This window comes from Actinoplanes subtropicus (assembly GCF_000721705.1).
Lineage (GTDB): Bacteria > Actinomycetota > Actinomycetes > Mycobacteriales > Micromonosporaceae > Actinoplanes > Actinoplanes subtropicus.
In genome coordinates this window covers 117,512-139,416 of record NZ_JOJL01000042.1, presented here as the reverse complement: position 1 = coordinate 139,416, position 21,905 = coordinate 117,512, and the positions used below count along the sequence as shown (strand labels likewise).

20 protein-coding genes and 1 pseudogene are annotated in these 21,905 nt (G+C 71.4%); 9 read left to right on the top strand and 12 right to left on the bottom strand.

The window, feature by feature from the left end; translation table 11 throughout:
- Window positions 1-65: 65 nt before the first annotated feature.
- The 4 genes from IH26_RS0143905 to IH26_RS0143885 all read left to right on the top strand — a co-directional run bounded on the left by IH26_RS0143905 (window position 66) and on the right by IH26_RS0143885 (window position 3,593).
- Window positions 66-1,469, top strand: coding sequence for an alpha/beta hydrolase family protein (locus IH26_RS0143905; protein ID WP_030442245.1), 1,404 nt, complete (start codon window positions 66-68; stop codon window positions 1,467-1,469).
- A 90-nt stretch (window positions 1,470-1,559) separates the two neighbouring features.
- Entirely contained in the window at window positions 1,560-1,799 is a 240-nt protein-coding gene (locus tag IH26_RS61685; protein WP_245665952.1) for a glycoside hydrolase N-terminal domain-containing protein, read from the top strand.
- On the top strand, window positions 1,796-2,962 hold the full coding sequence (locus IH26_RS61680; RefSeq protein WP_245665951.1) for a glycoside hydrolase N-terminal domain-containing protein: 1,167 nt from the start codon (window positions 1,796-1,798) through the stop codon (window positions 2,960-2,962). Before IH26_RS61685 ends, IH26_RS61680 begins: the two co-directional genes overlap by 4 nt.
- Before the next feature lie 55 nt (window positions 2,963-3,017).
- Window positions 3,018-3,593, top strand: a complete 576-nt coding sequence (locus IH26_RS0143885; RefSeq protein WP_030442242.1) for a MerR family transcriptional regulator — start codon at window positions 3,018-3,020, stop codon at window positions 3,591-3,593.
- A 203-nt stretch (window positions 3,594-3,796) separates the two neighbouring features.
- Here IH26_RS0143885 and mmsB read toward each other — a convergent pair whose 3' ends face one another.
- From mmsB to IH26_RS0143865, 4 genes are all read right to left on the bottom strand, one after another.
- Window positions 3,797-5,050 carry a multiple monosaccharide ABC transporter permease gene (gene mmsB / locus IH26_RS0143880; protein ID WP_030442241.1) on the bottom strand — a complete coding sequence of 418 codons (1,254 nt, stop codon included), beginning with the start codon at window positions 5,048-5,050 and terminating at the stop codon, window positions 3,797-3,799.
- Window positions 5,047-6,579: a multiple monosaccharide ABC transporter ATP-binding protein gene (gene mmsA / locus IH26_RS0143875; RefSeq protein ID WP_030442240.1), complete on the bottom strand. Its 1,533-nt coding sequence runs from the start codon at window positions 6,577-6,579 to the stop codon at window positions 5,047-5,049. The genes mmsB and mmsA overlap by 4 nt, the downstream gene beginning before the upstream one ends.
- A complete protein-coding gene (gene chvE, locus IH26_RS0143870; protein WP_030442239.1) occupies window positions 6,576-7,706 on the bottom strand; it encodes a multiple monosaccharide ABC transporter substrate-binding protein in 1,131 nt (376 codons plus the stop codon). Before chvE ends, mmsA begins: the two co-directional genes overlap by 4 nt.
- Window positions 7,707-7,942: 236 nt before the next feature.
- Window positions 7,943-8,881 (bottom strand): alpha/beta hydrolase, encoded by a 939-nt coding sequence (locus IH26_RS0143865; protein ID WP_030442238.1) that lies wholly within the window; start codon window positions 8,879-8,881, stop codon window positions 7,943-7,945.
- Window positions 8,882-8,980: 99 nt separating this feature from the next.
- On the opposite strand from IH26_RS0143865, the gene IH26_RS0143860 reads away from it, so the two are divergent.
- Window positions 8,981-9,451, top strand: a complete 471-nt coding sequence (locus IH26_RS0143860; protein WP_030442237.1) for a MarR family winged helix-turn-helix transcriptional regulator — start codon at window positions 8,981-8,983, stop codon at window positions 9,449-9,451.
- A gap of 44 nt (window positions 9,452-9,495) precedes the next feature.
- Here IH26_RS0143860 and IH26_RS0143855 read toward each other — a convergent pair whose 3' ends face one another.
- Window positions 9,496-10,905 carry a hypothetical protein gene (locus IH26_RS0143855; RefSeq protein ID WP_030442236.1) on the bottom strand — a complete coding sequence of 470 codons (1,410 nt, stop codon included), beginning with the start codon at window positions 10,903-10,905 and terminating at the stop codon, window positions 9,496-9,498.
- Between the two features lie 85 nt (window positions 10,906-10,990).
- Complete coding sequence (locus IH26_RS0143845; RefSeq protein ID WP_245665950.1) at window positions 10,991-11,842, bottom strand: ABC transporter ATP-binding protein; 852 nt, start codon at window positions 11,840-11,842, stop codon at window positions 10,991-10,993.
- A 34-nt stretch (window positions 11,843-11,876) separates the two neighbouring features.
- Between IH26_RS0143845 and IH26_RS0143840 the strand changes: the two genes are divergently transcribed.
- Window positions 11,877-12,431 (top strand): TetR/AcrR family transcriptional regulator, encoded by a 555-nt coding sequence (locus IH26_RS0143840; RefSeq protein WP_030442234.1) that lies wholly within the window; start codon window positions 11,877-11,879, stop codon window positions 12,429-12,431.
- Here IH26_RS0143840 and IH26_RS0143835 read toward each other — a convergent pair.
- Entirely contained in the window at window positions 12,402-13,166 is a 765-nt protein-coding gene (locus IH26_RS0143835; RefSeq protein WP_030442233.1) for an AraC family transcriptional regulator, read from the bottom strand. The two genes, IH26_RS0143840 and IH26_RS0143835, sit on opposite strands and share 30 nt — an antisense overlap.
- Here IH26_RS0143835 and IH26_RS58915 point away from each other — a divergent pair.
- Window positions 13,065-14,165: pseudogene (locus IH26_RS58915) on the top strand (MFS transporter); the annotation flags it as partial. The gene IH26_RS0143835 and the pseudogene IH26_RS58915 overlap by 102 nt on opposite strands.
- Window positions 14,166-14,356: 191 nt before the next feature.
- Here the strand turns inward: IH26_RS58915 and IH26_RS0143820 are convergent.
- From IH26_RS0143820 to IH26_RS0143805, 4 genes are all read right to left on the bottom strand, one after another.
- Window positions 14,357-15,277, bottom strand: a complete 921-nt coding sequence (locus IH26_RS0143820; RefSeq protein ID WP_030442230.1) for a sensor histidine kinase — start codon at window positions 15,275-15,277, stop codon at window positions 14,357-14,359.
- A gap of 130 nt (window positions 15,278-15,407) precedes the next feature.
- Window positions 15,408-16,256: an MEDS domain-containing protein gene (locus IH26_RS56680; RefSeq protein ID WP_051809613.1), complete on the bottom strand. Its 849-nt coding sequence runs from the start codon at window positions 16,254-16,256 to the stop codon at window positions 15,408-15,410.
- 68 nt (window positions 16,257-16,324) lie between these two features.
- Window positions 16,325-17,767: a GGDEF domain-containing protein gene (locus tag IH26_RS0143810; RefSeq protein ID WP_157437665.1), complete on the bottom strand. Its 1,443-nt coding sequence runs from the start codon at window positions 17,765-17,767 to the stop codon at window positions 16,325-16,327.
- Window positions 17,768-17,805: 38 nt separating this feature from the next.
- Complete coding sequence (locus IH26_RS0143805) at window positions 17,806-18,987, bottom strand: LCP family protein (RefSeq protein WP_245665949.1); 1,182 nt, start codon at window positions 18,985-18,987, stop codon at window positions 17,806-17,808.
- A gap of 217 nt (window positions 18,988-19,204) precedes the next feature.
- On the opposite strand from IH26_RS0143805, the gene IH26_RS0143800 reads away from it, so the two are divergent.
- Together IH26_RS0143800 and IH26_RS0143795 are read left to right on the top strand one after the other, a co-directional pair.
- Window positions 19,205-20,185, top strand: a complete 981-nt coding sequence (locus tag IH26_RS0143800) for a glycosyltransferase family 2 protein (RefSeq protein WP_030442226.1) — start codon at window positions 19,205-19,207, stop codon at window positions 20,183-20,185.
- Window positions 20,178-21,293, top strand: coding sequence for a glycosyltransferase (locus IH26_RS0143795; RefSeq protein ID WP_030442225.1), 1,116 nt, complete (start codon window positions 20,178-20,180; stop codon window positions 21,291-21,293). The genes IH26_RS0143800 and IH26_RS0143795 overlap by 8 nt, the downstream gene beginning before the upstream one ends.
- On the opposite strand, the gene IH26_RS0143790 is transcribed toward IH26_RS0143795, so the two are convergent.
- Window positions 21,285-21,896, bottom strand: a complete 612-nt coding sequence (locus tag IH26_RS0143790; protein WP_084599630.1) for a DUF4190 domain-containing protein — start codon at window positions 21,894-21,896, stop codon at window positions 21,285-21,287. The genes IH26_RS0143795 and IH26_RS0143790 overlap by 9 nt on opposite strands.
- Window positions 21,897-21,905 lie beyond the last annotated feature (9 nt).

The following is a 21,905-nucleotide window of genomic DNA, read 5'->3' as shown; positions in this document are numbered from 1 at the left end:
TCAAGCCGAACGGAGCCTTGACAGACGTCAATGGCGCGCTTTGGATGTTACCGGGAGGTAACGCGATGACAACAAGCTGGAAGCGTGCGGCCCTCGTCCTGACCCTGGTGCTCCCGCTGGCGGCGGTGGGCGAACCGGCTTTTGCGGCTACTCCGGCCTGCGTCGCCCCGGTGCCGAGCAGCACGCAGCCGGGCTACACCGTTTTCGATCCGAATTGCGACACCGACGGGACGCCGTTCGTCGCCCTCCCGAACGCCCGCGCCTACACCGGGATCAGCGCCGGCGCGGCGTATCGCATCGAGGTCCCGGCCAAGTGGAACGGAAGCCTGGTCGTCTGGGCGCATGGCTACCGCGGTGCCGGCACGACCGTTTTCGTGAACAGTCCCGAGCTGCGGGCGCACTACATCGACGCGGGTTACGCCTGGGCCGCGTCGAGTTACGCCACCAACGGCTACGACGTCGGCCAGGGCGTCCGTGACTCGTACGCGACGATCGGTCTTTTCCGGCAGCTGACCGGTCACGCGCCGAAGAGCGTCATCATGAGCGGCGAGTCGATGGGCGGTCAGATCACCGCGGTCGCGATCGAAAGCTATCCGCGGACGTTCTCGGGCGCGATGCCCTACTGCGGCGTGCTCGGCGACGTGCAGCTGTTCGACTACTTCCTGGACGCTAACGTGACCGCCGCCGCGCTGGCCAAGGTGCCGATCGACTTCCCGCTCGCGCCGCCGGCCGACTACCCGGACCAGTGGCGGGCGAAGGTCGCGGCGATCCTGCCCGCTCTCGGCGTGCAGGTCGGACGGCCGCCCGCGCTGACCGCGGCCGGTCACACCTGGTCCGATGTGGTCGAGCGCCGCACCGGCGGCGCGCGGCCCGGCTTCGACGGCGCGTTCGCCTACTGGAACACCGCGACGTCGCTGGCGCCGCTGAACGACCTGCCGTTCCTGTTCGGCCTGTACCCGGGCCTGACCGGCGGCACGGAGAACATCGCGCCGGGGAACGTCACCGACAACCGGTTCACGTTCTACCGCAGCACCGATCGGTTCTGGCCGACGCCGGCCGAGTGGCAGCTGAACGCGTCGGTGCTGCGGGTGCGGCACACCGCCGGCGCGGACCCGGGCCTGTCCGGCATCCCGCGCGTCGACGGCGACCCGCGCATCCCGGTCCTGTCCCTGCACGACGTCGGCGACCTGTTCGTGCCGTTCTCGATGGAGCAGGTGTACGCGCAGCGGGTGGCCGCCCACCGCCAGTCGGACCTGTTCGTCTCCCGGGCGATCCGGGGCGTCGGGCACTGCGACTTCAACCAGCAGGAGCTGACCGAGGGCTTCGACGATCTGACCACCTGGATCCACACCGGACACCGGCCGGCCGGGGACGCCATCCTGAACCCGAAGGTGGTCGCGTCGCCGGAGTTCGGGTGCCGCTTCACCCGCGGAACCCACCAGTACTTCGTCGCCCCGGCCTGTTCGTAGACGCCACGGTAAGGCCATTCCCCGGCCACCGACCTCGCCGTACCCTCGCCGTTGTTGTTGATGTGCACCGAATTCGGGCGGGGAGGGATCGTGCAACCGGGCCGCACCCTCCGGTACGACGAGCCGGCCGCCGACGGGGAGAGCCAGGCGCTCCCGATCGGCAACGGGACGCTCGGCGCGATGGTGTTCGGCCGGATCGGGTCGGAAACGATCCAGTTCGACGAGAAGACGCTGTGGACGGGCGGCCCGGGCTCGGCGGGCTACGACTTCGGGAACTGGCGGGCGCCGCGACCGGGCGCAATCGCCGGGCGTGCAGCACGCGATCAATGAGTGGGAGCGGGTGGCGCCGGAGGAGGTCGCGGCGGCGCTCGGGCAGGCACGGTACGGCTACGGCAGCTACCACAGCTTCGGCGATCTCACCCTCGCGACGGCGGCCGGGAGCGCGACCGGGCTATCGGCGCGAGCTCGATCTGCCCACCGCGGTGGCGGAGGTTTCGTACACCGCCGACGGCGTGCGGCACGTGCGTGAGCACTTCGTCAGCCACCCGGATCGGGTGATCGTCGTCCGGCTCGGCGCCTCGCGACCGGGACAGGTGGCATTCACCGCGGCCATGGCGTTACCCGCCCATCGCACCGCGACGACGATCGCCGCGAACGGCCGGATCACCGTGGCCGGCAGGCTCACCGACAACGGGCTTCGTTTCGAGGCGCCGGGCCCGCGGCGACGGCGGCACCGGCTGGAGCAGGGCCTGAGAAATCAATTTCTGGGCCTGGCCGCTCGACGGCGACCACGCCCACAGGATGCTCGCGAACAGCTCAGGACGAGCACGCTCGGCAACCTCTGGGACACCCACCCGCCGTTCCAGATCTACGGCAAATTCGGCGCGACGGCCGGCGTCATCGAAATGCTGCTGCAAAGCCACGGCGACGAGGTGCACATCCTGCCCGCGCTGCCGGCGCTGTGGCCGAGCGGGCGGGTGAGCGGATTACGCGCCCGCGGCGATCTGACCGTCGGCATCGCGTGGGAGTCGGGCGCGGCTCGGGAGATCTCGGTGACGGCCGGACAGGCCCGGCCGGATCACCCTGCGAAACCCGTTGTTCGGTGCGGCTTTCCGATTGGTCGAGACCAATTCCGATCGTACGGTCGAAATCGCCCGCGCCGGCGAGACCGTCACGTTCGACGCCCGCCCGGGAAAGGGTTACCTGGCCGCCGGGGCGTAGGGGCGGGTTCTTGCGGCCGCCGGCCCGCGTGCAGCGCCCTGCCGCGCCGGCGCGTGGGAACACCGGCGCGGCAGGTGGTCTTCGCGAGCGGGGTGGCACGCCGGCCCAGAGCCGGGCTGATGGCCCTGGGCCGGTGCGCCGGGGTCGTGGAGCTCCGCCGCGCCCCACGACCGGTCCTGATTGAGCGTGCTGCCGGCGCCCCATGCGTACGTGACCTAGTGGCCCGGAACGGCCGGGAGGTTGCTCGGAAGTCCGGAAAGTTCTGCCCTTGAACCTGACCCGGCGTCAGGGCCTAGCGTTCGGGACGCACCGCGAAGGGGGGAACAGATGACCGGGCAGCGGGAATGGCGGATCGGGGAACTCGCCCGGGCGACCAGGGTGACCGTGCGCGCGCTGCACCATTACGACCGTTTGGGTCTGCTGGTGCCGTCGTCGCGGACGACCGGCGGGCATCGGTGCTACACCGGCGACGACGTGCGCCGGCTGCACACGATTCTCGCGCTGCGCGGCTTCGGCCTCCCGTTGCGGGACATCGCGGCGGCGCTGGCGGCCGGCGGCGAGGATCCCCGGGAGATCCTGCGCCGTCAGCTGGCCGAGACCGAGGAGCGCATCCGGCAGGCACAGCAGGTACGCACCAGCCTGCTGGGCCTGCTGTCCCGATTGGACCAGCCGAAGCCGTCGCAATTCGTCACGTTGATCGAGGAGATGGTCACGATGAGCCAGCCCCTGACGGCCGAGCAGCTCGAGGAGATGGACCGGACCCGCCGCGAGTGGGCGAGTCAGCTCAGCGAGCAGGAGCTCGCCGAGATGAGCCGGAAGCGATCGGAGGCGATGGCCGCCATGACGGACGACGAGATCGCCGAGATGCAGCGCGCCCGCCTGATGGGCGGCACGGCCGAGTAGCAGAAACGGCGCCCGGCCGTGGAGCCGGACGCCATTTGCACGCTGGGCGAGATACTAGCCGAACTAGTATCTCGCCCAGCTAGTATCTCGCTCAGTTAGTATCTCGCCCGGCGAGCATCTTGCTCGGCTAGTATCTTGCTCGGCTAGTATCTTGCTCGGCTAGTATCTTGCTCGGCTAGTATCTTGCTCGGCGTGGTATGTGGTCAGCGGGAGGCGCCCGCCCGGCGCTTCGTCCACACGTCGAAGGCGACCGCGGCCAGCAGCACGATGCCCTTCACGAGCATGACCCGCTCGGACGGTGCGCCGATCAGGCTCATGCCGTTGTTGATGACACCCATGATGAGGCCGCCGGTGATCGCGCCGACCACCTTGCCCACGCCGCCCTGGACCGCCGCGCCGCCGATGAAGGCCGCCGCGATCGCGTCCAGCTCGAACTGGTTGCCGGCGGTCGGGCCGGCCTGGTTGAGCCGGCCGGCGAAGATGATGCCGGCCAGGGCGGACAGCACGCCCATGTTCACGAAGATCCAGAAAATGATCGACTTGACCTTCACGCCGGACAGCGTCGCCGCCTGCAGGTTGCCGCCGACCGCGTAGATCTGCCGGCCGAAGACGGACCGGTTCGCGAGCAGCGAGTAGCCGAGCACCAGCCCGGCCAGCAGCACGAGCACCCACGGCAGATTCCGGAACCGGGCCAGCTGCACGACCACGAACATGATCAGGATCGTGAAGACCGCGATCTTGGTGACGAACAGCCAGATCGGGTCGACCGCCTGGCCGTAGCGGGCCCGCCCGGCGCGCGAGCGCCACTGGGTCACGATCAGCCCGGCCACCGCGATGACGCCGATCAGCAGACTGAACAGGTCGGCGCCGCCGAGGTACGTGCCGAGCCCGATGTTGCCGAAGTAGCCGTCGGTGAAGCCGTTGGAGAGCGTCCGCACCGCGTCCGGGAACGGGCCGATGCCCTGGTTGCCCAGGATCATCAGGGTGATCGCCCGGAACAGCAGCATGCCGGCCAGCGTGACGATGAAGGCCGGGATCCCGAAATAGGCGACCCAGTAGCCCTGCCACGCCCCGATCACCGCGCCGAAGACCAGCGTGATGACGAGCGCGAGCGGCCAGGCCATGTGGTGGTTGACCATCAGCACGCCGGAGATCGCGCCGCAGGCGGCCACCACCGAGCCGACCGAGAGGTCGATGTGGCCGGCGATGATCACCAGGATCATGCCGATCGCGAGGATCAGGATGTACGAGTTCTGGACGATGATGTTGCTGATGTTCTGCGGGGCGAGCAGGTCGCCGCCGGTGAGGAACGTGAACAGCACCACGATCAGGGCGAAGGCGATGTAGATGCCGCTCTGCCGCAGATTGATGGAGAAGCGCCCGCGGCCGGCGGACGGGGTCGGCGCCTCCGCGGAGGCGTCGACGGCGAGGTCGGCATTGGTGGGTGCGAGGCTCACTTGCCTGCCTCCTGTCCGGCGGTCATGAGGGTCATCAGGCCCTCCTGGGTGGCCTCGGCGCGCGGCACCTCACCGGTGATCCGCCCGGCCGAGAGCGTGTAGATACGATCGCAGATGCCCAGCAGCTCGGGCAGCTCGCTGGAGATGACCAGCACCGCCTTGCCCTGGTCGGCGAGGCTGTTGATGATCGTGTAGATCTCGTACTTGGCGCCGACGTCGATGCCCCTGGTCGGCTCGTCGAGGATCAGCACGTCCGGATCCGTGAAGATCCACTTGGAGAGGACGACCTTCTGCTGGTTGCCGCCGGAGAGCTTGCCGGTGATGCTCGAGACGCTGGGCGCCTTGATGTTCATCGACGTGCGGTATCCGTCGGCGACCCGGTACTCCTCGTTGTCGTCGACCCACCCGCGCCGGGACAGCCGGCCGAGGGCCGCCGCGGAGATGTTGCGCTTGATGTCCTCGATCAAGTTCAACCCGTAGCGTTTGCGATCCTCCGTGGCGTACGCAATGCCGTGTTTGATCGCCTCCTGCACGGACCGCAGGCGGATCTCCTGGCCGTCCTTGAAGATGCGGCCGCTGATGTTCGCGCCGTAGGCGCGGCCGAAGACGCTCATCGCCAATTCGGTACGCCCGGCGCCCATCAGCCCGGCGAGCCCGACGATCTCCCCGCGCCGGAGCGACAGATTCGCCCGATCGACGAGCAGCCGGCCGTGCTGGGTCGGGCTGTGCACGGTCCAGTCCTCGATCCGGAAGATCTCCTCGCCCACGGTGGACTCGTGCGGCGGGTACCGGTGGTCGAGATCGCGGCCGACCATGCCCGAGATGATTTTGTCCTCGGTCAGGTCCGACACCGGCGTACTGCTGATCGTCCTGCCGTCGCGCAGGATCGTGACGGTGTCGGCGATCGCGAGGACCTCGTTCAGCTTGTGCGAGATGATCACGCAGGTGATGCCCTCGTCGCGCAGGCCGCGCAGCAGGTCGAGCAGGTGCGCCGAGTCCTCGTCGTTGAGCGCCGCGGTCGGCTCGTCGAGGATCAGCAGGCGGACCTCCTTGGAGAGCGCCTTGGCGATCTCGACCAGCTGCTGCTTGCCGACGCCCAGATCGAGCACCTGGGTGACCGGGTTCTCCCGCAGTCCGACGCGGCGGAGCAGAACGTCGGCCGCCGCGTTCGTCTTGTTCCAGTCGATGAAGCCGCGGGTCGCCTGCTCGTTGCCGAGGAAGATGTTCTCGGCGATCGAGAGGTTGGAGGCGAGCGCGAGCTCCTGATGGATGATCACGATCCCGCGGTGCTCACTGTCGCGGATACCGCCGAACCGGCAGGGCTCGCCGTCGAAGGTGATCTCACCTTCGTAGTCGCCGTACGGGTAGACGCCGGAAAGCACCTTCATGAGGGTGGACTTTCCGGCGCCGTTCTCCCCGCAGATCGCGTGGATCTCGCCGCGGAGCACCTCCAAGTTCACGTCCGCCAGGGCCTTGACCCCGGGGAAGCTCTTGGAGATGCCCCGCATGCGGAGGATGGCCTCACTCATGAGCCGAGCTGGGCCTCGGTGTAGTAGCCGCCGTCGACGAGCACCTTCTTGTAGTTCGTCTTGTCGACGACGACCGACTGCAGCAGCATCGACGGAACGACCTTGATGCCGTTGTTGTAGTCGGTGGTGTTGTTCGTCTGCGGCGTCTGTCCCTTGAGGACGGCGTCGGCCATCGCGACCGTGGTCTTCGCCAGCTCGCGGGTGTCCTTGTAGACGGTCGAGTACTGCTCACCCGCGATGATCGACTTGACCGAGGCGAGCTCGGCGTCCTGACCGGTCACGACCGGGTAGGGCTGGGCCGCGGTGCCGTAACCGTTGCTCTTCAGCGCGGAGAGGATACCGATCGACAGGCCGTCGTACGGCGACAGCACGCCATCGACCTTCGCGCCGCTCTTGTACGTGGAGGTCAGCAGGTCCTCCATGCGCTTCTGGGCGGTCGCCGGGTCCCACCGCAGGATCGCGACGGTCTTGAAGTCGGTCTGCTTGCTCTTCACGACGATCGTGCCGGCGTCGATGTACGGCTTGAGCACGCTCATCGCGCCGTTGAAGAAGAACGTCGCGTTGTTGTCGTCCGGCGAACCGGCGAACAGCTCGACGTTGAACGGGCCCTTCGCGGTGCCCTTCGAGCCGTCCGCGTTCAGCAGCTTCAGACCGGTCAGCAGCGAGGTCGCCTGCTGCACGCCGACCTTGGCGTTGTCGAACGTGGCGTAGTAGTCCACGTTCGGGCTGTTGCGGATCAGGCGGTCGTACGCGATCACCGGGATCTTGTTGGACTTCGCGGTCTCCAGCTGGGTGGTGATCGCGGTGCCGTCGATCGAGGCGATGATCAGGAGCTTGGCGCCCTTGGTGATCTGGTTGTCGAGCTGCTGGGTCTGGGTCGGGATGTCGTTCTCCGCGTACTGGAGGTCGACCTTGTAGCCCAGGGCCTCGAGCTGCGTCTTCAGGTTGTTACCGTCACTGATCCACCGTTCCGAGGACTTGGTGGGCATGGTGACCCCGATCAGAGCGCCCTTGGTGTCGCCCCCGGAAGACGCCTTGTCGGCGTTCTTCGTGCTCGAGCCACAGGCGGTCAGGGCGGCGGTAAGGACAACGGCGGAGGCGACGGCCCCCATCCGGGAAAATCTCATTGCGCTTTACTCCTTCTTGGGGCAGCGGCGTGGCGTCGAGTGTGAACGCTAACAATGACCCTGTCAACAGTTCCCGCAACGTCACCGACATGTCGGAGAAACTTGTTTCCCAAACGTTGTCAGGCGCCACAGAGGCCAAATTGTTATCGATAACAGAGAGGTCACGGGAGCGGCCCGGCCGGAAGGGTGACGATCACCCGGCGACGGGCGGTGGCCCGTCGCCGGGGGGTGTGCCGCTAGCCGTGGAGCGCCGCGCGGAGGGTGGTGATCGCCTGGGTGATGGCCGCCTCGGCGGCGTTCGTCCCGCGCAGGGCGTTGAGCATCACGAAGTCGTGGATGATGCCCTGGTAGCGGGTGGCCACGACGGGGACGCCGGCCTCGCGGAGCCTGTTCGCATACGCCTCGCCCTCGTCGCGCAGCACGTCGGCCTCGGCGGTGATGACCAGGGCCGGGGGCAGGCCGGTCAGCTGGGCCGGCTCGGCGCGCAGCGGTGACGCGGTGAGCTGGGCGCGCTCGGCGGGGTCGGTCGTGTACTGGTCCCAGAACCACTGCATCGCGTCGCGCCGCAGGAAATAGCCGGTCGCGAAGTCGTGGTACGAGCCCGTGTCGAAGGCGGCGTCGGTCACCGGGTAGAACAGCACCTGCTGCACCAGCGGCACGGTGCCGCGCTCCTTGGCCATCAGGGTGAGGGCGGCGGCCATGTTGCCCCCGACCGAGTCGCCGGCCACGGCGATGCGGGTGGCGTCGAGGCCTTGGGCGGTGCCGTCGGTGACGACCCAGCGGGCGACGGCGTAGTTCTGCTCGATGGCGACGGGGTAGCGGGCCTCGGGCGACAGGTCGTACTCCGGGAAGACGACCGCCGCGCCGGCGCCGACGGCCAGCTCGCGCACGAGGCGGTCGTGGGTGTGCGCGTTGCCGAAGACCCAGCCGGCGCCGTGCAGGTAGACGATGACCGGCAGCACGCCCGTGGCGCCGGCGGGCCGGACGACGCGGGCGCGCACCGAGCCGGGCTCGACGGTGACCCACTCCTCGTCGACGGCGGGCCTGGCGATCTCGCCCGACTGCACCTCGTCGACGACCTTGCGGCCCTCGGCCGGCCCGAGATCGAACAGGTAGGGCGGGTTGGCCGTGGCGGCGGCGAACTCCGCGGCGGCGGGCTCGAGAACAACCTTCATGACAACCTCCTGAATCCGGTGACGACCGCTCACGCCTGAAGAACCTAGCGGGCGATTAACTCGTGCACAAGTTAATTGTTCGCGTGGTAGCGTGGCGGCATGCCCGAACGTGAGGAAGTCGCGCTGTCCTCGTCGTTGTTGCTGGAGGACCAGATCTGTTTCTCGCTGTATGCGGCTTCCCGCTCGGTGACCGCCGTCTACCGGCCGCTGCTCGACCGGATCGGCCTGACCTACCCGCAATACCTGGTGATGCTCGTGCTCTGGCAGGACGCCCCCCGAGCGATCAAGGACATCAGCGCGGCGCTGCACCTGGACTACGGCACGCTGACGCCGCTGCTCAAGCGCCTGGAGGCGCTGGGTCACATCGAGCGGCAGCGCCGCTTCGACGACGAACGCACCGTGACGATCCGGCTGACCGAGGGCGGGCTGACCCTGCGGTCGGAGGCGTTGGACGTGCCGATCGAGATCTCCCGGGCGCTGGGCCTGTCGGCGGCCGAGACGGCGACGCTGCAGGGCCTGCTGCGCCGCGTCACGGCCAGCACGACGGAGTACGCCGCCGGGCGCCGTTAGCGAAGCCGCCAGGCGCGCCGTCAGCGAAGCCGCCAGGCGCGCCGTCAACGAAGACGGCGGAGGGCCACCGCGGTGAGCGGGATCAGCCAGGCCAGCAGGCACGCGAAACCGCCCACCAGGTACGCCGGGCCGGTTCCGGGCCAGGCGCGGACGATCCAGTACGTCGGCAGCGGCGCGAGCAGCCACCCGGCCGGCCCGGTCAGCCACCACGCGGCGATCGGCAGGTAGAGCGGCAGCGCCAGGGCCTTGTCGGCGGTGGCGCCCTGCACCCGGGTGCGGGCCACCGCGATCGTCGCCACGGTGACCAGCGGGCCGGCCAGCGCCGCCAGCGCGAGCGCGCCCGCCGCCGGGCCCGGGACCAGGCCGGAGAGCGGCGCGGCCACGGCCAGGCCGGCCCCGCTGAGCAGCGTCACCAACCCGAGGCGGTAGGCCAGGTAGCCGGTCACGCCCACCGGGGAGACCCGCACCACCGAAAGGGTGCCGGCCTCCAGGTCGTCCAGGACGATCAGGGCGGCGGTCATCCCGAACGAGACCGGCACGTGGACGGCGACCGCCAGCAGCGCGAGCACGGGCGAGTACGGCGCCAGGTCCACCCCGCGGGTGTGCCGCAGCCAGGCGGCCAGCGGCGGATACCCGAGCCGCAACGCCAGCGCCAGCAGCAGAGGGCTCAGCGCCACGGCGGCGAGCATCGAGTCGCGGGTGACGTTGCGCAGGTCGGCCCGCGGGAAGACCAGCCACCGCGGCCGGGCCGGCAGCGGGCGCGCCGGGGGCACGGCCCGGCCGCTCGCCGTGGGGACGCCCGGGCGCAACCGCCGGCCGGCATAGACCAGCGCCGCGGCTGTCCACAGCCCCAGATAGGCGAGGAGCCCGGCGGCGGGATAGGGCGAATCCCCGCGCAGCAGGGCCAGCACGCCGGTGGTCGGCGCGAGGAACCACAGCGGCCCGGTCAGCAGGCCGAGGGACACCGCCAGCGGCACGGCGAGCAGCAGGGCCATCGGCGCCGAGAGGGCCACCATGAACCCGACGAACTCGTCCCGCCGCGCGGCCAGGCCGGTGGCCACGGCGAGCAGCAGAACCCCGCACAGCGTGACCGCCGCGAGCCCGGCGCCGAGCTGGGCCGCGTGCCGGCCGGCGAGCAGCACCGGCGCCGCGCCGAGCGTGGTGAGCGCGGCGAGCGGTCCGAGCCGGGCGGCGAGACGCGCAACGGGACCGGCCGGGCTGACGCCGAGCGCCGCGGCGGCCCCGGTGGCCCGGTCGGTGACGGTCAGGGCGCCGGCGAACAGCGTGCCGACGGTCATGACCTCGACGAACACGAGGTACGGCGAGGCGGCCCGGGCGACTCCGGCCGGCACCGAGGCCAGCACGCCGGCCCAGCAGACGCCGAGCCCGAGCATCGCCGCCGGAACCCCCTGCCGCCACTGGACCCGGGACTCGAGGACCACCAGCCGGGTCATGCTGTGCCCTCCTCAGGCATGCCCTTCTGGCCCTCGCCCGCGGCCTGGGCGCGCAACTCGCGCAGGTGCCGCTCGGTGCAGGCGGTCATGCCGCTGCCGTGACCGCGATGAAGACGTCGCTCAGGGCGGCCTCGCGCGTGTGCACCGTCTGCACCCGCCCGGTGGCCAGCAGCGCCAGCAGCGCGGGATCGTCGGTCGCCGGGAACTCCCGGCGCTGGGGAACGCCGTCCACCAGGGACTCCGCCACCACCGACGGCCGGCCGTAGGCGAGCCGGAGATTCCGGGGCGTGTCGATGGCGACGATCCGGCCCGCGCGCAGGAAGGCGACCCGCGCGCACAACTCCTCGACCGCCGGCATGTCGTGGGTGGTGAGAAAGACCGTCCGGCCGTCGTCGGCCTGCGCGCGGATCACCGCCCGGACCGCCGCCGCGTTCGCCGGGTCCAGCCCCGAGGTCGGCTCGTCGAGAAACAGCACGTCGGGCCGGTGCAGCACCGCCCGCGCGAGGTTGAGCCGCATCTTCATGCCCTTGGACAGCGCCGCCGCCCGCCGATCGGCCGCGTCGGCCAGGCCCACCAGGTCGAGCGCCTGGTCGGGCGACGACGGCGTCCGATAAAGCGCCGCGAAGGCCGCCAGGTTTTCCCGGACGGTGAGTTTCGGAAAGTACGCCGGCAGCTCGAAGCCGACCCCGATGCGCTCGTAGAGCCGCCGCCCCCACGAAGCGACCGGCCGCCCGAGCACGGACACCGAACCGGTGAAGTCGCGATGCTGCCCGGTGAGCACGCGCTGGGTCGTCGACTTGCCGGCCCCGTTCGGCCCGAGCAGGCCGAACACCTCCCCCGCCCGGACCGTGAAGCCGATGCCGGCCACCGCGTCGCGGGCGCTACCCGGATACCGCACCCGAAGATCCGCCACCGTCAGAACAGAATCTTGCATCATGATGCAACTTTACATCGAAGTGTAAGATCAAGCCATGGGCCTGCGGGAGGAGAAAAAGGCACGCACCCGGGCCGCGCTCGTCGGTGCGGCCGAGCGCCTGTTCGCCGAGAAGGGCTACGACGGGACCACGGTCGCCGACATCGCCGCGGCGGCGGGCGTCTCCACCCGCACGTTCTTCGGTTACTTCCGGGCCAAGGAGGACGTGCTCTTCGCGGGCGCGGACGAGCGGCTGGCCGCGCTGGCCCGCGAGCTGGCCGCCGGCGCCGAGGGCACCGCCGCCGTGCACGTCATCGTGGAACGGGTGCTCGCCGCCTCCGACGACCTGGCCGGGCCCGATCGGCTGGCTGTCCTCTTCGAGCGGCCCGAACTGCGCGCCCAGGCCATGCAGCGCCTGATCGCCGCCCAGCGCCTGATCGCCGAGTGGCTCCGCCGCACCTACCCGGACCGGATGGACGCGACGCTGTCCGCGGCGGCGGCCGGCGCCGTCGTGGGCGCGCTGGTCGGCGCGGTCCTGGCCACCGATTCCCCGGAAGAGCCGAGCGATCGCGTACGCCGGGCGCTAGCCCTGATCGGCGCCGTCCTCGCCTGACGCCAGGTACCGCCCGGGCGTGGTGCCGAACGTCGCGCGGAACGCCTCGATGAACGCGCTCGGGCTGCGATAGCCGCAATCCGCCGCGACCCGGGTGACCGGCAGTCCTCCGGCCAGCAGCTTGAGGGCGTGATGCAGGCGCAGCTGGCCCCGCCACTGGGGAAACGAGATGCCGGTCTGCTCGCGGAAGAGCCGGGACAGCGTACGGTCGGCCGCGCCCACCTCTCGCCCCAGCTCGCGCAACGTGCGCGCGTCGGCCGGATCGGCCGCGAGCAGGTCGCAGAGCGCGACCAGCCGGGGGTCGCCCGGCGCCGGCAGGCACAGCGGCAGCGCCCGCACCGCCCGCAGCTCGTGCAGCGCGACCTGCTCGAGGTGATAGCGGTGCGACTCGACCATCGAGCCGGGACCGGAGAGCGCCCGGATCACCTCGCGCAGCAGCGGCCCCACCGTCAGCACGGTGGGTTGCTCGGCGGCGAGCGGATTCACCCCCACCTGGAAGATCAGCGAGCGCATCTCGGTGGGGCCGTGCGCCTGGTGCGCGTGCGCCACGCCGGCCGGAATCCACACCGCGCGATTCGGCGGCACCACCCAGGCGCCGCGACTCGTGGAGACCTGCAGGACGCCGCGGAGCGGATGGGCCAGCTGGTGCACGTCGTGGTAGTGCCAGTCGATCCGCTCGCGGTGGGCCAGCGACCGGAACGTCGGGCGGTCCAGGACTCGGCGGGTTACCGACACAAGTCGGCAGAATATCGGAAGCCCGCTCGGCCCGTACGCGGAAACCTGCTGGACATGCGCAGAAGGATCTGGCTGTGGGGGGCCGCGCACGCGGTCGACGACCTCTATCAGGGGCTGGTGCCCGCGACGGTGCCGTACTTCGTCCTCGACCACCGGTACAGCTATGTCGCCGCGTCGGGCCTGACGCTCGCGGCGGCGCTCGGCAGTTCGGTGCCGCAGCCGCTGGTCGGCGTGCTGGTCGATCGCTATCGGCTGGGCTGGATGGCGGCGGCCGGGGTGGGGCTGGCCGGCGCCGGGCTGGGGCTTTCGGGGCTGGTGCCCGAGACGTACGCCATCGTCTGGACTTTGATTTTGTTGTCGGGGCTCGGGGTGGCGATGTTCCATCCGGCGGCGGGCAAGGCGGCGCGGGAGGCGGCCGGGGACAGCACCGCCGCGATGAGCATCTTCGCGGCCGGTGGGAGTGTCGGGTTCTTCCTCGCTCCGGTGCTGGCCACGCCGGCCCTGGTCGCGTGGGGTGTGCCGGCGACCGTGCTGTTCCTGCCGCCGGCGCTGGTGATCGCGTTGATCCTGTTGCGGAACAAGAGTCCCAGGAGCGCGCTCCGGGCGGCGAGGAGCGGAACCGAGCAGTGGCGGCCCTTCCTCGCCCTGACCGGGATCGCGGTGGTGCGATCGGCGGCGTTCTTCGGCGTCAACACCTTCATCGAGCTCTACTGGATCGAGCAGCTCGGCGCCGGCCGGGAGGTCGCCGGGGCAGCGCTCGCCGTCTTCCTGGTCGGCGGTGTCGCGGGCACGCTGACCGGCGGAAGGATTGCCGACCGGATCGGCGCGGTTCGCACGGTTCGGTTCGGCGCGCTGGCCGCCGTGCCACCGCTGATCGCGCTGCGGCTGGCCGGGGGCCCGATCGCGCCGCTGGTCTTCGCGGCGCTCGCCGGGGTGGCGCTGAACATCCCGTTCGCGGTGCTGGTCAAGCTCGGCCAGGACTACCTGCCGGGGCGGCCGGGCACCGCGGCCGGCGTCACCCTCGGGCTCGGCGTGAGCATCGGCGGCCTGTTCGCGCCGCTGCTCGGCCTGACCGCTCAGCACCTCGGGCCGCAGGGGGTCTTCGCCGTCGATCGGCGGGATCGGCGGGATCGGCGGGATCGGCGGGATCGGCGGGATCGGCGGGATCGGCGGGATCGGCGGGATCGGCCTCAGGTCAGCAGCATCTGCAGCCGGACGCTCGTCCCCTCCGGGCCGGACCGCAGCCGCACCAGGTCGCACAGCTGGTTGACCAGCAGCAGGCCGCGCCCGCTCGGGCCGGACGGCGGCGGCAGGCGCCGCCCGGCCAGCGGATCCCCGATGTGCCCGCCGTCGTCGACCTGGCAGACGAGCAGGCCCGGCTCGGTCCACACGGTGATCGTCCCGGGGCCGCCGGCGTGCCGGATCGTGTTGGTGGCCAACTCGTGCACGGCCAGCACCAGCTCGCGCGAGCGCTCGTCGCCGAGCAGCACGCCGGCGCGCCGGCGGACGAAGGCCCGGACTTCGGCAAGATCTTTCGAGCGGGCGTACGCGAGGACCGCGGCCCCGGCCGGGGGCGGCGGCAGCGGCACGTTGACCGCCTCCGCCACCAGCAGCGGATCCCGGTAGTCCCCGCTCGGCACCCGCTCGCCGCCGTCGATCATCTCGGGGTGGGTGCGCCAGGCCTCGGCGACCGTCGCCGGGTCGAGGCGGGCCGCGTCGTAGGGGCACAGCACCGACGCCTCCCGCCCCTCGAAGGCCGCGTTGATCAGCGCCTCGTGCACCGCGCAGGCCGCCCGCTCGGTCGCGGTGCGGCCCGGCCAGAGCGGCTCGCCGACGATCGCCACGCGCCGGCCGGGGTGCGCCGCGGCGAACGGCAGCAGCACGGCCGGCAGGATGCGGCCCGGGTTGCGCCCGTTCACCGCCATGTCGGCGAACTCGACCCGGTCGCCGGCCCCGGCCAGCGCCTCCCGGATCAGGCCGTGCTTCTCCCCCGGCACGGCGACCAGCACCGGGTCGCCGGCGTCGACCGCGGCCCGGACGAACGGGACGGTGGCCGCGAGGAACTCGTCCACGTCGCGGTACAGCAGGCCGGGGTGGTCGAACGGCCTCATCACGGCACCACCGCCAGGCACGCGACCCACCAGGAGGGCCTCATCACGGCACCACCGCCAGGCGCGCGACCCCACCGCGACGGCCTCATCACGGCACCGCCGCCAAGCGCGCGACCCCACCAGGACGGCGTCATCGCGGCACCACCGTCAGGCGCGGGACCCGCCGGGCGCCGTGGAAGTCGAGCAGCCGCCGCAGCGGCGCCGACACCCCGACCAGCCGCAGCGCACCGTGCCCGGCGGCGTCGACCAGGATGCGGGAGGCGGCGGTGTCGGCGAAGGTCAGCTCGGAGACGTCCACGGTCGCCGCCGGCTCCTCGTCGAACAGGTGCTCGATCACCGCCCGCAGCGCGTCCCGGTTCGACAGGTCGACCTCGCCGGCCAGCCGCAGGCCGTACGGGTCGCGGATCCGCCGGGCCCGCAGCGCCGACCCCGGCTCGAACGGGACCCGGGTGGCCGCCGCGCCCGGGTGCGCCCAGCTCAGCCGGCGCAGGTCGAGCGGGTCGAAGCGGCGCCGGTCGTACGCGCAGACGCCGGCCACGTACCCGTCCAGGAAGAAGGTGTTGACCTGCGCCTCGTACCACGGCAGCCGCTCGGCCCCGGGCACCCGCCGGCTCGCCCAGGTCATGTCGCCGACCACCCGGATGCCGGGGCAGCCGGCCGAGCGGGCCCGGGCGATCTCGCCGCGCCACAGCTCGAGGGTGGCCTCCGGGTCGAAGACGCCACCGGTCAGGTAGCTCGCCTCGGCGGTGGTCGCGTGCAGCAGGCCCTGGTCGATCGCCGAGCGGGTGCCGATGCCGTGGCGTTCCAGCCCGGCCAGCACCGCCCCGGGGTCGTCGCCGGCGTAGATCACCCGGTGCCGGGCGCCGAGGCCGGCGCGCACGAACCCGGCGATCGCCTCCAGCCGGGTGGCGTCGTCGTCGACGGTCCAGCAGACGTGGTCGCCGAGGGTGACCTGGTCAAGGAGCGGTAACCCGCCCACGGTCCTCCCCTGTCCATCGCGGGTGGCGGGGTGCGGAACCACGGTACCCACAACACTGTGCGACGGCGCTACCCCGCGAGGGTGACATCCTCGGCAAGGAACACCCGATCCCGGCCGGCGTCCTTCGCCAGGTACAGCGCCTGGTCGGCGCGGTGGACCAGCTCCTCGGCCGACTCGTGGCCGTCCCACGCGGCCAGCCCGGCGGAGAAGGTCTGCCCGCGCGGGGTGGCCGGGCGCAGCCGCGAGACGATGGCCAGGGCGTCGGCGGCGGCGAGCCCGGCGATGACCACGCCGAACTCCTCGCCGCCGTACCGGGCGAGCACGTCCGGGTCGCGCAGCTGCGCCCGCCAGCCGGCCGCCGCCTCCTTGAGCAGCAGGTCACCGGCCTGGTGCCCGTACGCATCGTTGAATTTCTTGAAGAAGTCCAGGTCGAGGAGGCCGACCACGACGGGTTCGCCGGACCGGCGGGCCCGGGCGAGCTCCCGGGTCAGCGCGTCGTCCCAGGAGCGGCGGTTCGGCACGCCGGTCAGCCCGTCCAGGTGGGCCAGCTGCTCGAGCTGCCGGGCCTGCCGGTGCACCCGGTTGAGCAGCAGCTTCATCCGTGCCACCACCAGCAGGAACAGGATGGTGCTGCCGATCGCCACGGCCACCCAGTCGATCTTGTGAGCGTTCCGCAGGCCCTCCACCACGAGCACCGCCGGCGCCAGCAGCGAGGCCGCCGCGAGCAGGGTGAGTCGCGGGGTGGAGAGCACGCCGGCGTCGCGCTGCGGGCCGGGCTCGTCGATCCGCCCGGCCGCCGGATGCAGCAGCGCCGCCGTGGTGAGCAGGTAGGTGAGGACCCAGCCGGGATTCAGCCACGGGAAGTCGCCGCCGACGATCGAGGTGGCGCTGAACGAGATGTCCGACAGCATCCGGGTGACCTGGGCGATGACCAGCATCAGGAACGGGACGGGCAGGCGGCGGGACCCGGGCGTGGTGACCAGCCGGGCGGTCATCACCACCAGGAGCACATCGAAGACGGGGTACGCCAGGGAGACGAGCTGGTCGCCGAGCCCCGCGTGGTCCAGCTCGCTGATCGGCCGGATCACGAACGTCCAGGCCGGCAGGGCCAGGGCGGTCGAGACGATCGCGGCGTCGAGCAGCCCGACCCGGTCGCGGCCCCGGGTACGCCCGCGGACCAGCAGGCCGAGCCCGCCCACCGTCACCGGGTAGGACAGCAGGTAGAAGACGTCGGCGACGCTGGGATACGCGTCCACGTGCAGGATGTTGAGCAGCACGTCGTACACGAGGTCGCCGAGCACCGAGAAGATCGAGCCGGCCGCCAGCAGCCACCACATCCGGGCGCTCGGCGGTCGCAGCCGGCCGAGCGCGACCACCATCACGACGCAGCTGACCACGCCGAGGCCGTCGTAGCAGATCCAGGAGGCCAGCCCGCCGCCGGGCAGCCAGGCGTTGCTGAGGGCCACCGGCACGCTCAACAGGAGCCACCAGATCCCGGCACGCCTCGGCATGCCGGTGAGATCGGCACGCCGGGCGCGCGGTTGAGGGATCAGGTGGCGGACACCCAGGTGGGGTGCTCGGCGGCGAACCGGGCGACGGTGTCGTCCTTGGCCGATTCCAGCAGTTGCAGGCTGTCCGGGCTGAGGATCTCGACCTCCCCGATGCCGGCGATCGACCTCGGGTTGAACTTGCCCTCGTTCGTCTTGATCGTGACCAGGTCGCTCGGGTTGATCCCCTTCATCGCGAACACCCAGTCCTCGAGGGAGATGCGGCCGGAGTCGACCGTCATGGTCGAGCCGATCGCCTTGATCAGGCCGGGCAGCTTGGTCGGCGAGGAGAGGCCGTCCTTCACCGCCTGGTTGACGATGGCCTTGAAGAACTGCTGCTGGTGCCGCTGGCGGCCGTAGTCGAAGTCCTTGTTCGCCAGCAGGTCGCGCTGGCGGACGAAGTCGAGCGCCTCGGCCGGGGTGAAGCAGTGGTTGCCCTTGGCGTAGAACTTCGCGGTCACCCCGCGGATCTTCGACTTCAGCGTGCCGTCCGGATTGATCACGTACGGCGCGGCCGGCTTGCCGGTCTTGTCGTTGATCCCGGCGTGGATCGAGGTGGTGTCCTCGTCCACGTACATGCAGACCTTGCCGAGCACGTTCACCACGTTCTTGAAGCCCTCGAAGTCGATGATCGCGCCGGCGTCCGGGGTGATCCCGGTCAGCTGTTTGATCGTCAGGGTGAGCAGCTCGAAGCCGTGCGACAGCGCGGCCGGCCCGGTCAGCCCCCGGCTGCCGAAGAAGAACGCCGAGTTGATCTTGTTTTTCCCGCCGGCCCACTTCTGCACGCCGTTGTCGTACGCCGGGATCGGCACGTAGCTGTCCCTGGGAAGTGAGATCATGTAGCCCGAGTCGTGGCCGGACGGGATGTGCAGCAGGATGATCGAGTCGGATCGGGTGCCGGCCGTGGGCAGCGCGTCCTTCCGGGCGTCGATCCCGACCAGCAGGACGTTCTTCGCCCCGGTGACGGAGACGTGCTTCGCCTCGGAGGCCCCGGCGCCCAGCAGGTTCTGCTGCGCCACCGTCCGGGTCGCGGCGCCGACCGTCGCGCGGAGGGCCACCGCCCCGCCGCCGCCGACGATCGCCAGCAGGGCGCCGAGACTGATGCACCAGAGGGCCCAGCGGGGACTGCGGCGGCGTCGTGCGCGGGCGGTCCGTCGGGTGGCCCGTCGGGCGGTCCGTCTCAAGATCATCTCCTTCTCCGCGACATCCTTGCGTACTAGCTACGGACGTCGGGTGATAACGGATGGGTTACCCGAGGTGGGAGTTTCGTGAGAAATCTCGGTCAAGGTCCTGTGCATTCCGTCCGCTTCGTCCCCCGGCAGCCTGTCGTTAACCCGCCGTCCGCCTGCCTCTCTTATCTTGCGACCGGCTCTCCGTCCCCATCGCGTTAGCAGGTCACCCATGTCGACACCGCCGGACGTCAGCGTCGTCATCCCGACGCTCAACCGCCCGGACCTGGCCGTCCGCGCCGTCCGGAGCGCGCTCGCGCAGACCCACACCGCGCTCGAGGTGATCGTCGTGGTGGACGGGCCCGACCCGGCGACCGAGGCGGCCCTCGCCCAGGTCGGCGACCCGCGGCTGCGCGTGCTGGTGCTGGCCGAGCGGGGCAAGGCGCCGAACGCGCGGAACCAGGGCGCGCTGGCCGCCACCGGCAAGTGGACCGCGCTGCTCGACGACGACGACGAGTGGCTGCCCCACAAGATCGAGACCCAGCTGAAGCTCGCGGCGACCGCCGGCAAGGCGTCCCCGGTGGTGGCGACGCGCATGATCAGCCGCACGCCCCGCGCCGACAACGTGATGCCGCGCCGGCTGCCGGCCCCGGGCGAGCCGCTCAGCGAGTACTTCACCGTCCGCCGCGGCCTGTTCTACGGCGAGGGGTTCATCCAGACCTCGACGATCATGGCGCCCACCGAGCTGCTGCGCCGGGTGCCGTTCACCGTGGGGCTGCGCCGCCAGCAGGAGCTGGACTGGGCGCTGCGGGCGGTGCGGGAGCCGGATGTCGAGCTGCTCTACGCCGGCGAGCCGCTCGTCCTCTGGCACCAGGACGAGGACCGCGACCGGATCAGCCTGCAGAACCCGTGGGAGGAGCAGCTCGCCTGGCTGCGGGCCAACCGGGAGCTGTTCACGCCGCGCGCCTATGCTGCGTTCACGATGAGTGTGCTCAGTTCGATGGCCGCGCCCACCCGCAGCGGCAAGGTGTTCCGGTCGCTGCTGTCCGAGGCGCGTCGGCACGGCCGCCCCGGGATGCTCGACTACGTGACGTTCCTGCAGATCTGGGCGCTGCCGCCCACGCTGCGGGCGCGGGTGCGCGACCTGATCGTCGGCCGCCGCGCCGCTGACCGGCCGGAAGAGCCGGAAAAGCCGGAAACGGTCGATGCCTGAGCCGCGGGTCGCTATCTGGCGCAGCGCGATGCTCGGCGGCTCCGAGACGTTCGTCCGTAACCAGGGCGACGCGCTCACCCGCTGGCAGCCAGTCTACCTCGGGGCCACCAAGGTCGACTCGGCGGTGGCCCGGGAGAGCGACCTGATCGCCTACCCGTCGCCGCGTGATCGCAAATCCTTCCTCCGGCTGCGCCTGACCGGCGGCTCGCCGCGCCTGCGCCGGCTGCTCGAGGAGGTCTCCCCCGGCCTGGTGCACGCCCACTTCGGCGGCGACGGCTGGCTGGTCAGCGGCGAGGCCAAGCGCCTGCGGCTGCCGCTGATCGTCACCGTGCACGGCCACGACGTGACCCGCCAGCCGGCCAGCACCGGCGCGCACGGCGTCCGCTACCGCCGAAACCTGCGTACGGTGTTCTCCCGCGCCGCGGTCGTGCTGGCCGTCTCCGAGGTGATCCGCTCGAAGGCGATCGGCTGGGGCGCCGACCCGGCCAAGGTCCGGGTGCACTACTCGGGCGTGCCGATCCCGCCGGCGCCCGACCCGGCGCCGAAGCAGTGGGACGTGGTCTTCATCGGCCGCTTCGTCGAGAAGAAGGGCGTCGACGACCTGCTGGCCGCCCTCGCGGGACTGGCGCCCCGCCGCCCGCGGGCCGTGCTCATCGGCTCCGGGCCATTGCTTGCGGGCATGCGGGCGTACGCAAGGGAATTGGGGGTCGATGCCACCTTCCTCGGCATGCAGAGCCCCGGCGACGTGCGCCAGGTGCTGCTCGCCTCGCGACTGCTGGCCGCACCGTCGCGCACGGCGGCGGACGGCGACACCGAGGGCCTGCCGACGACCGTGATGGAGGCGGCCGCGCTGGGCCTTCCGGTGGTCTCCACCCACCACAGCGGCATCCCCGAGGCGGTAGTGGACGGCGAGACCGGGCTGCTCTCCGCCGAGGGCGACCGGGTGGGCCTGGCCGCCAACCTGTCCCGCCTGCTCGACGACGAGGGGCTGCGGGAGAAGCTGGGTCAGCAGGCCCGGACCCTGATGACCAGCAAGTTCGACCTGGTGAAGCAGACCGCCCGCCTCGAGGACATCTACGACGAGGTGACGGCCGGCCGCTCAGGGTGAGGTGCCGGCCGCGTTTGAGGCGAACCCCCAGATGAAGAACGCGGCGGTCACAACCAGACCCACATAGCCGAGGACCAGGCCGGCGATCGCCATGCCCCGGCCGGACTTGGCGCCGAGCTTGGTCTCGTTCAGGCCGAGGTGGCCGAAGATCACGGCGAGCACGCACGGGATGCCGAGGGTGCACCAGGCGAAGGCCCCGAGGATGCCCAGCACCAGCGCGGCCACCGACCAGCTGGAGGTGGGCGTGGTGGCCACGGCCGTCGGCGGGAACGGCGGCGGATAGCCACCGGCCGCCGGGAAGAACGGCTGCGACGCGTAGGCCGGCGGCGGCGCATAGGACGGCTGGTACGGCGCCGGCGCGACCGGCGGGTACGGCGGCTGGTACGGCGAGGCCGGCGGCGGCGCGACCGGCGGGTAGGGCACGGGCGGCGGCTGGTAGGCCGGGATCGGCGGTGCGGACACCGGCGGCGGGAGCGGCGGCGCCGGCGGCAGATACGGATCGGCCGGCGGCGGCGGGTCGAAGCTGCGGGTGTAACCGTCCCGATTGGAGCCGAGGCCGGCGGTGGGGTCCTCCGAGGACGGTGGCACTGCGGGGTAGGACATGACTCTCCG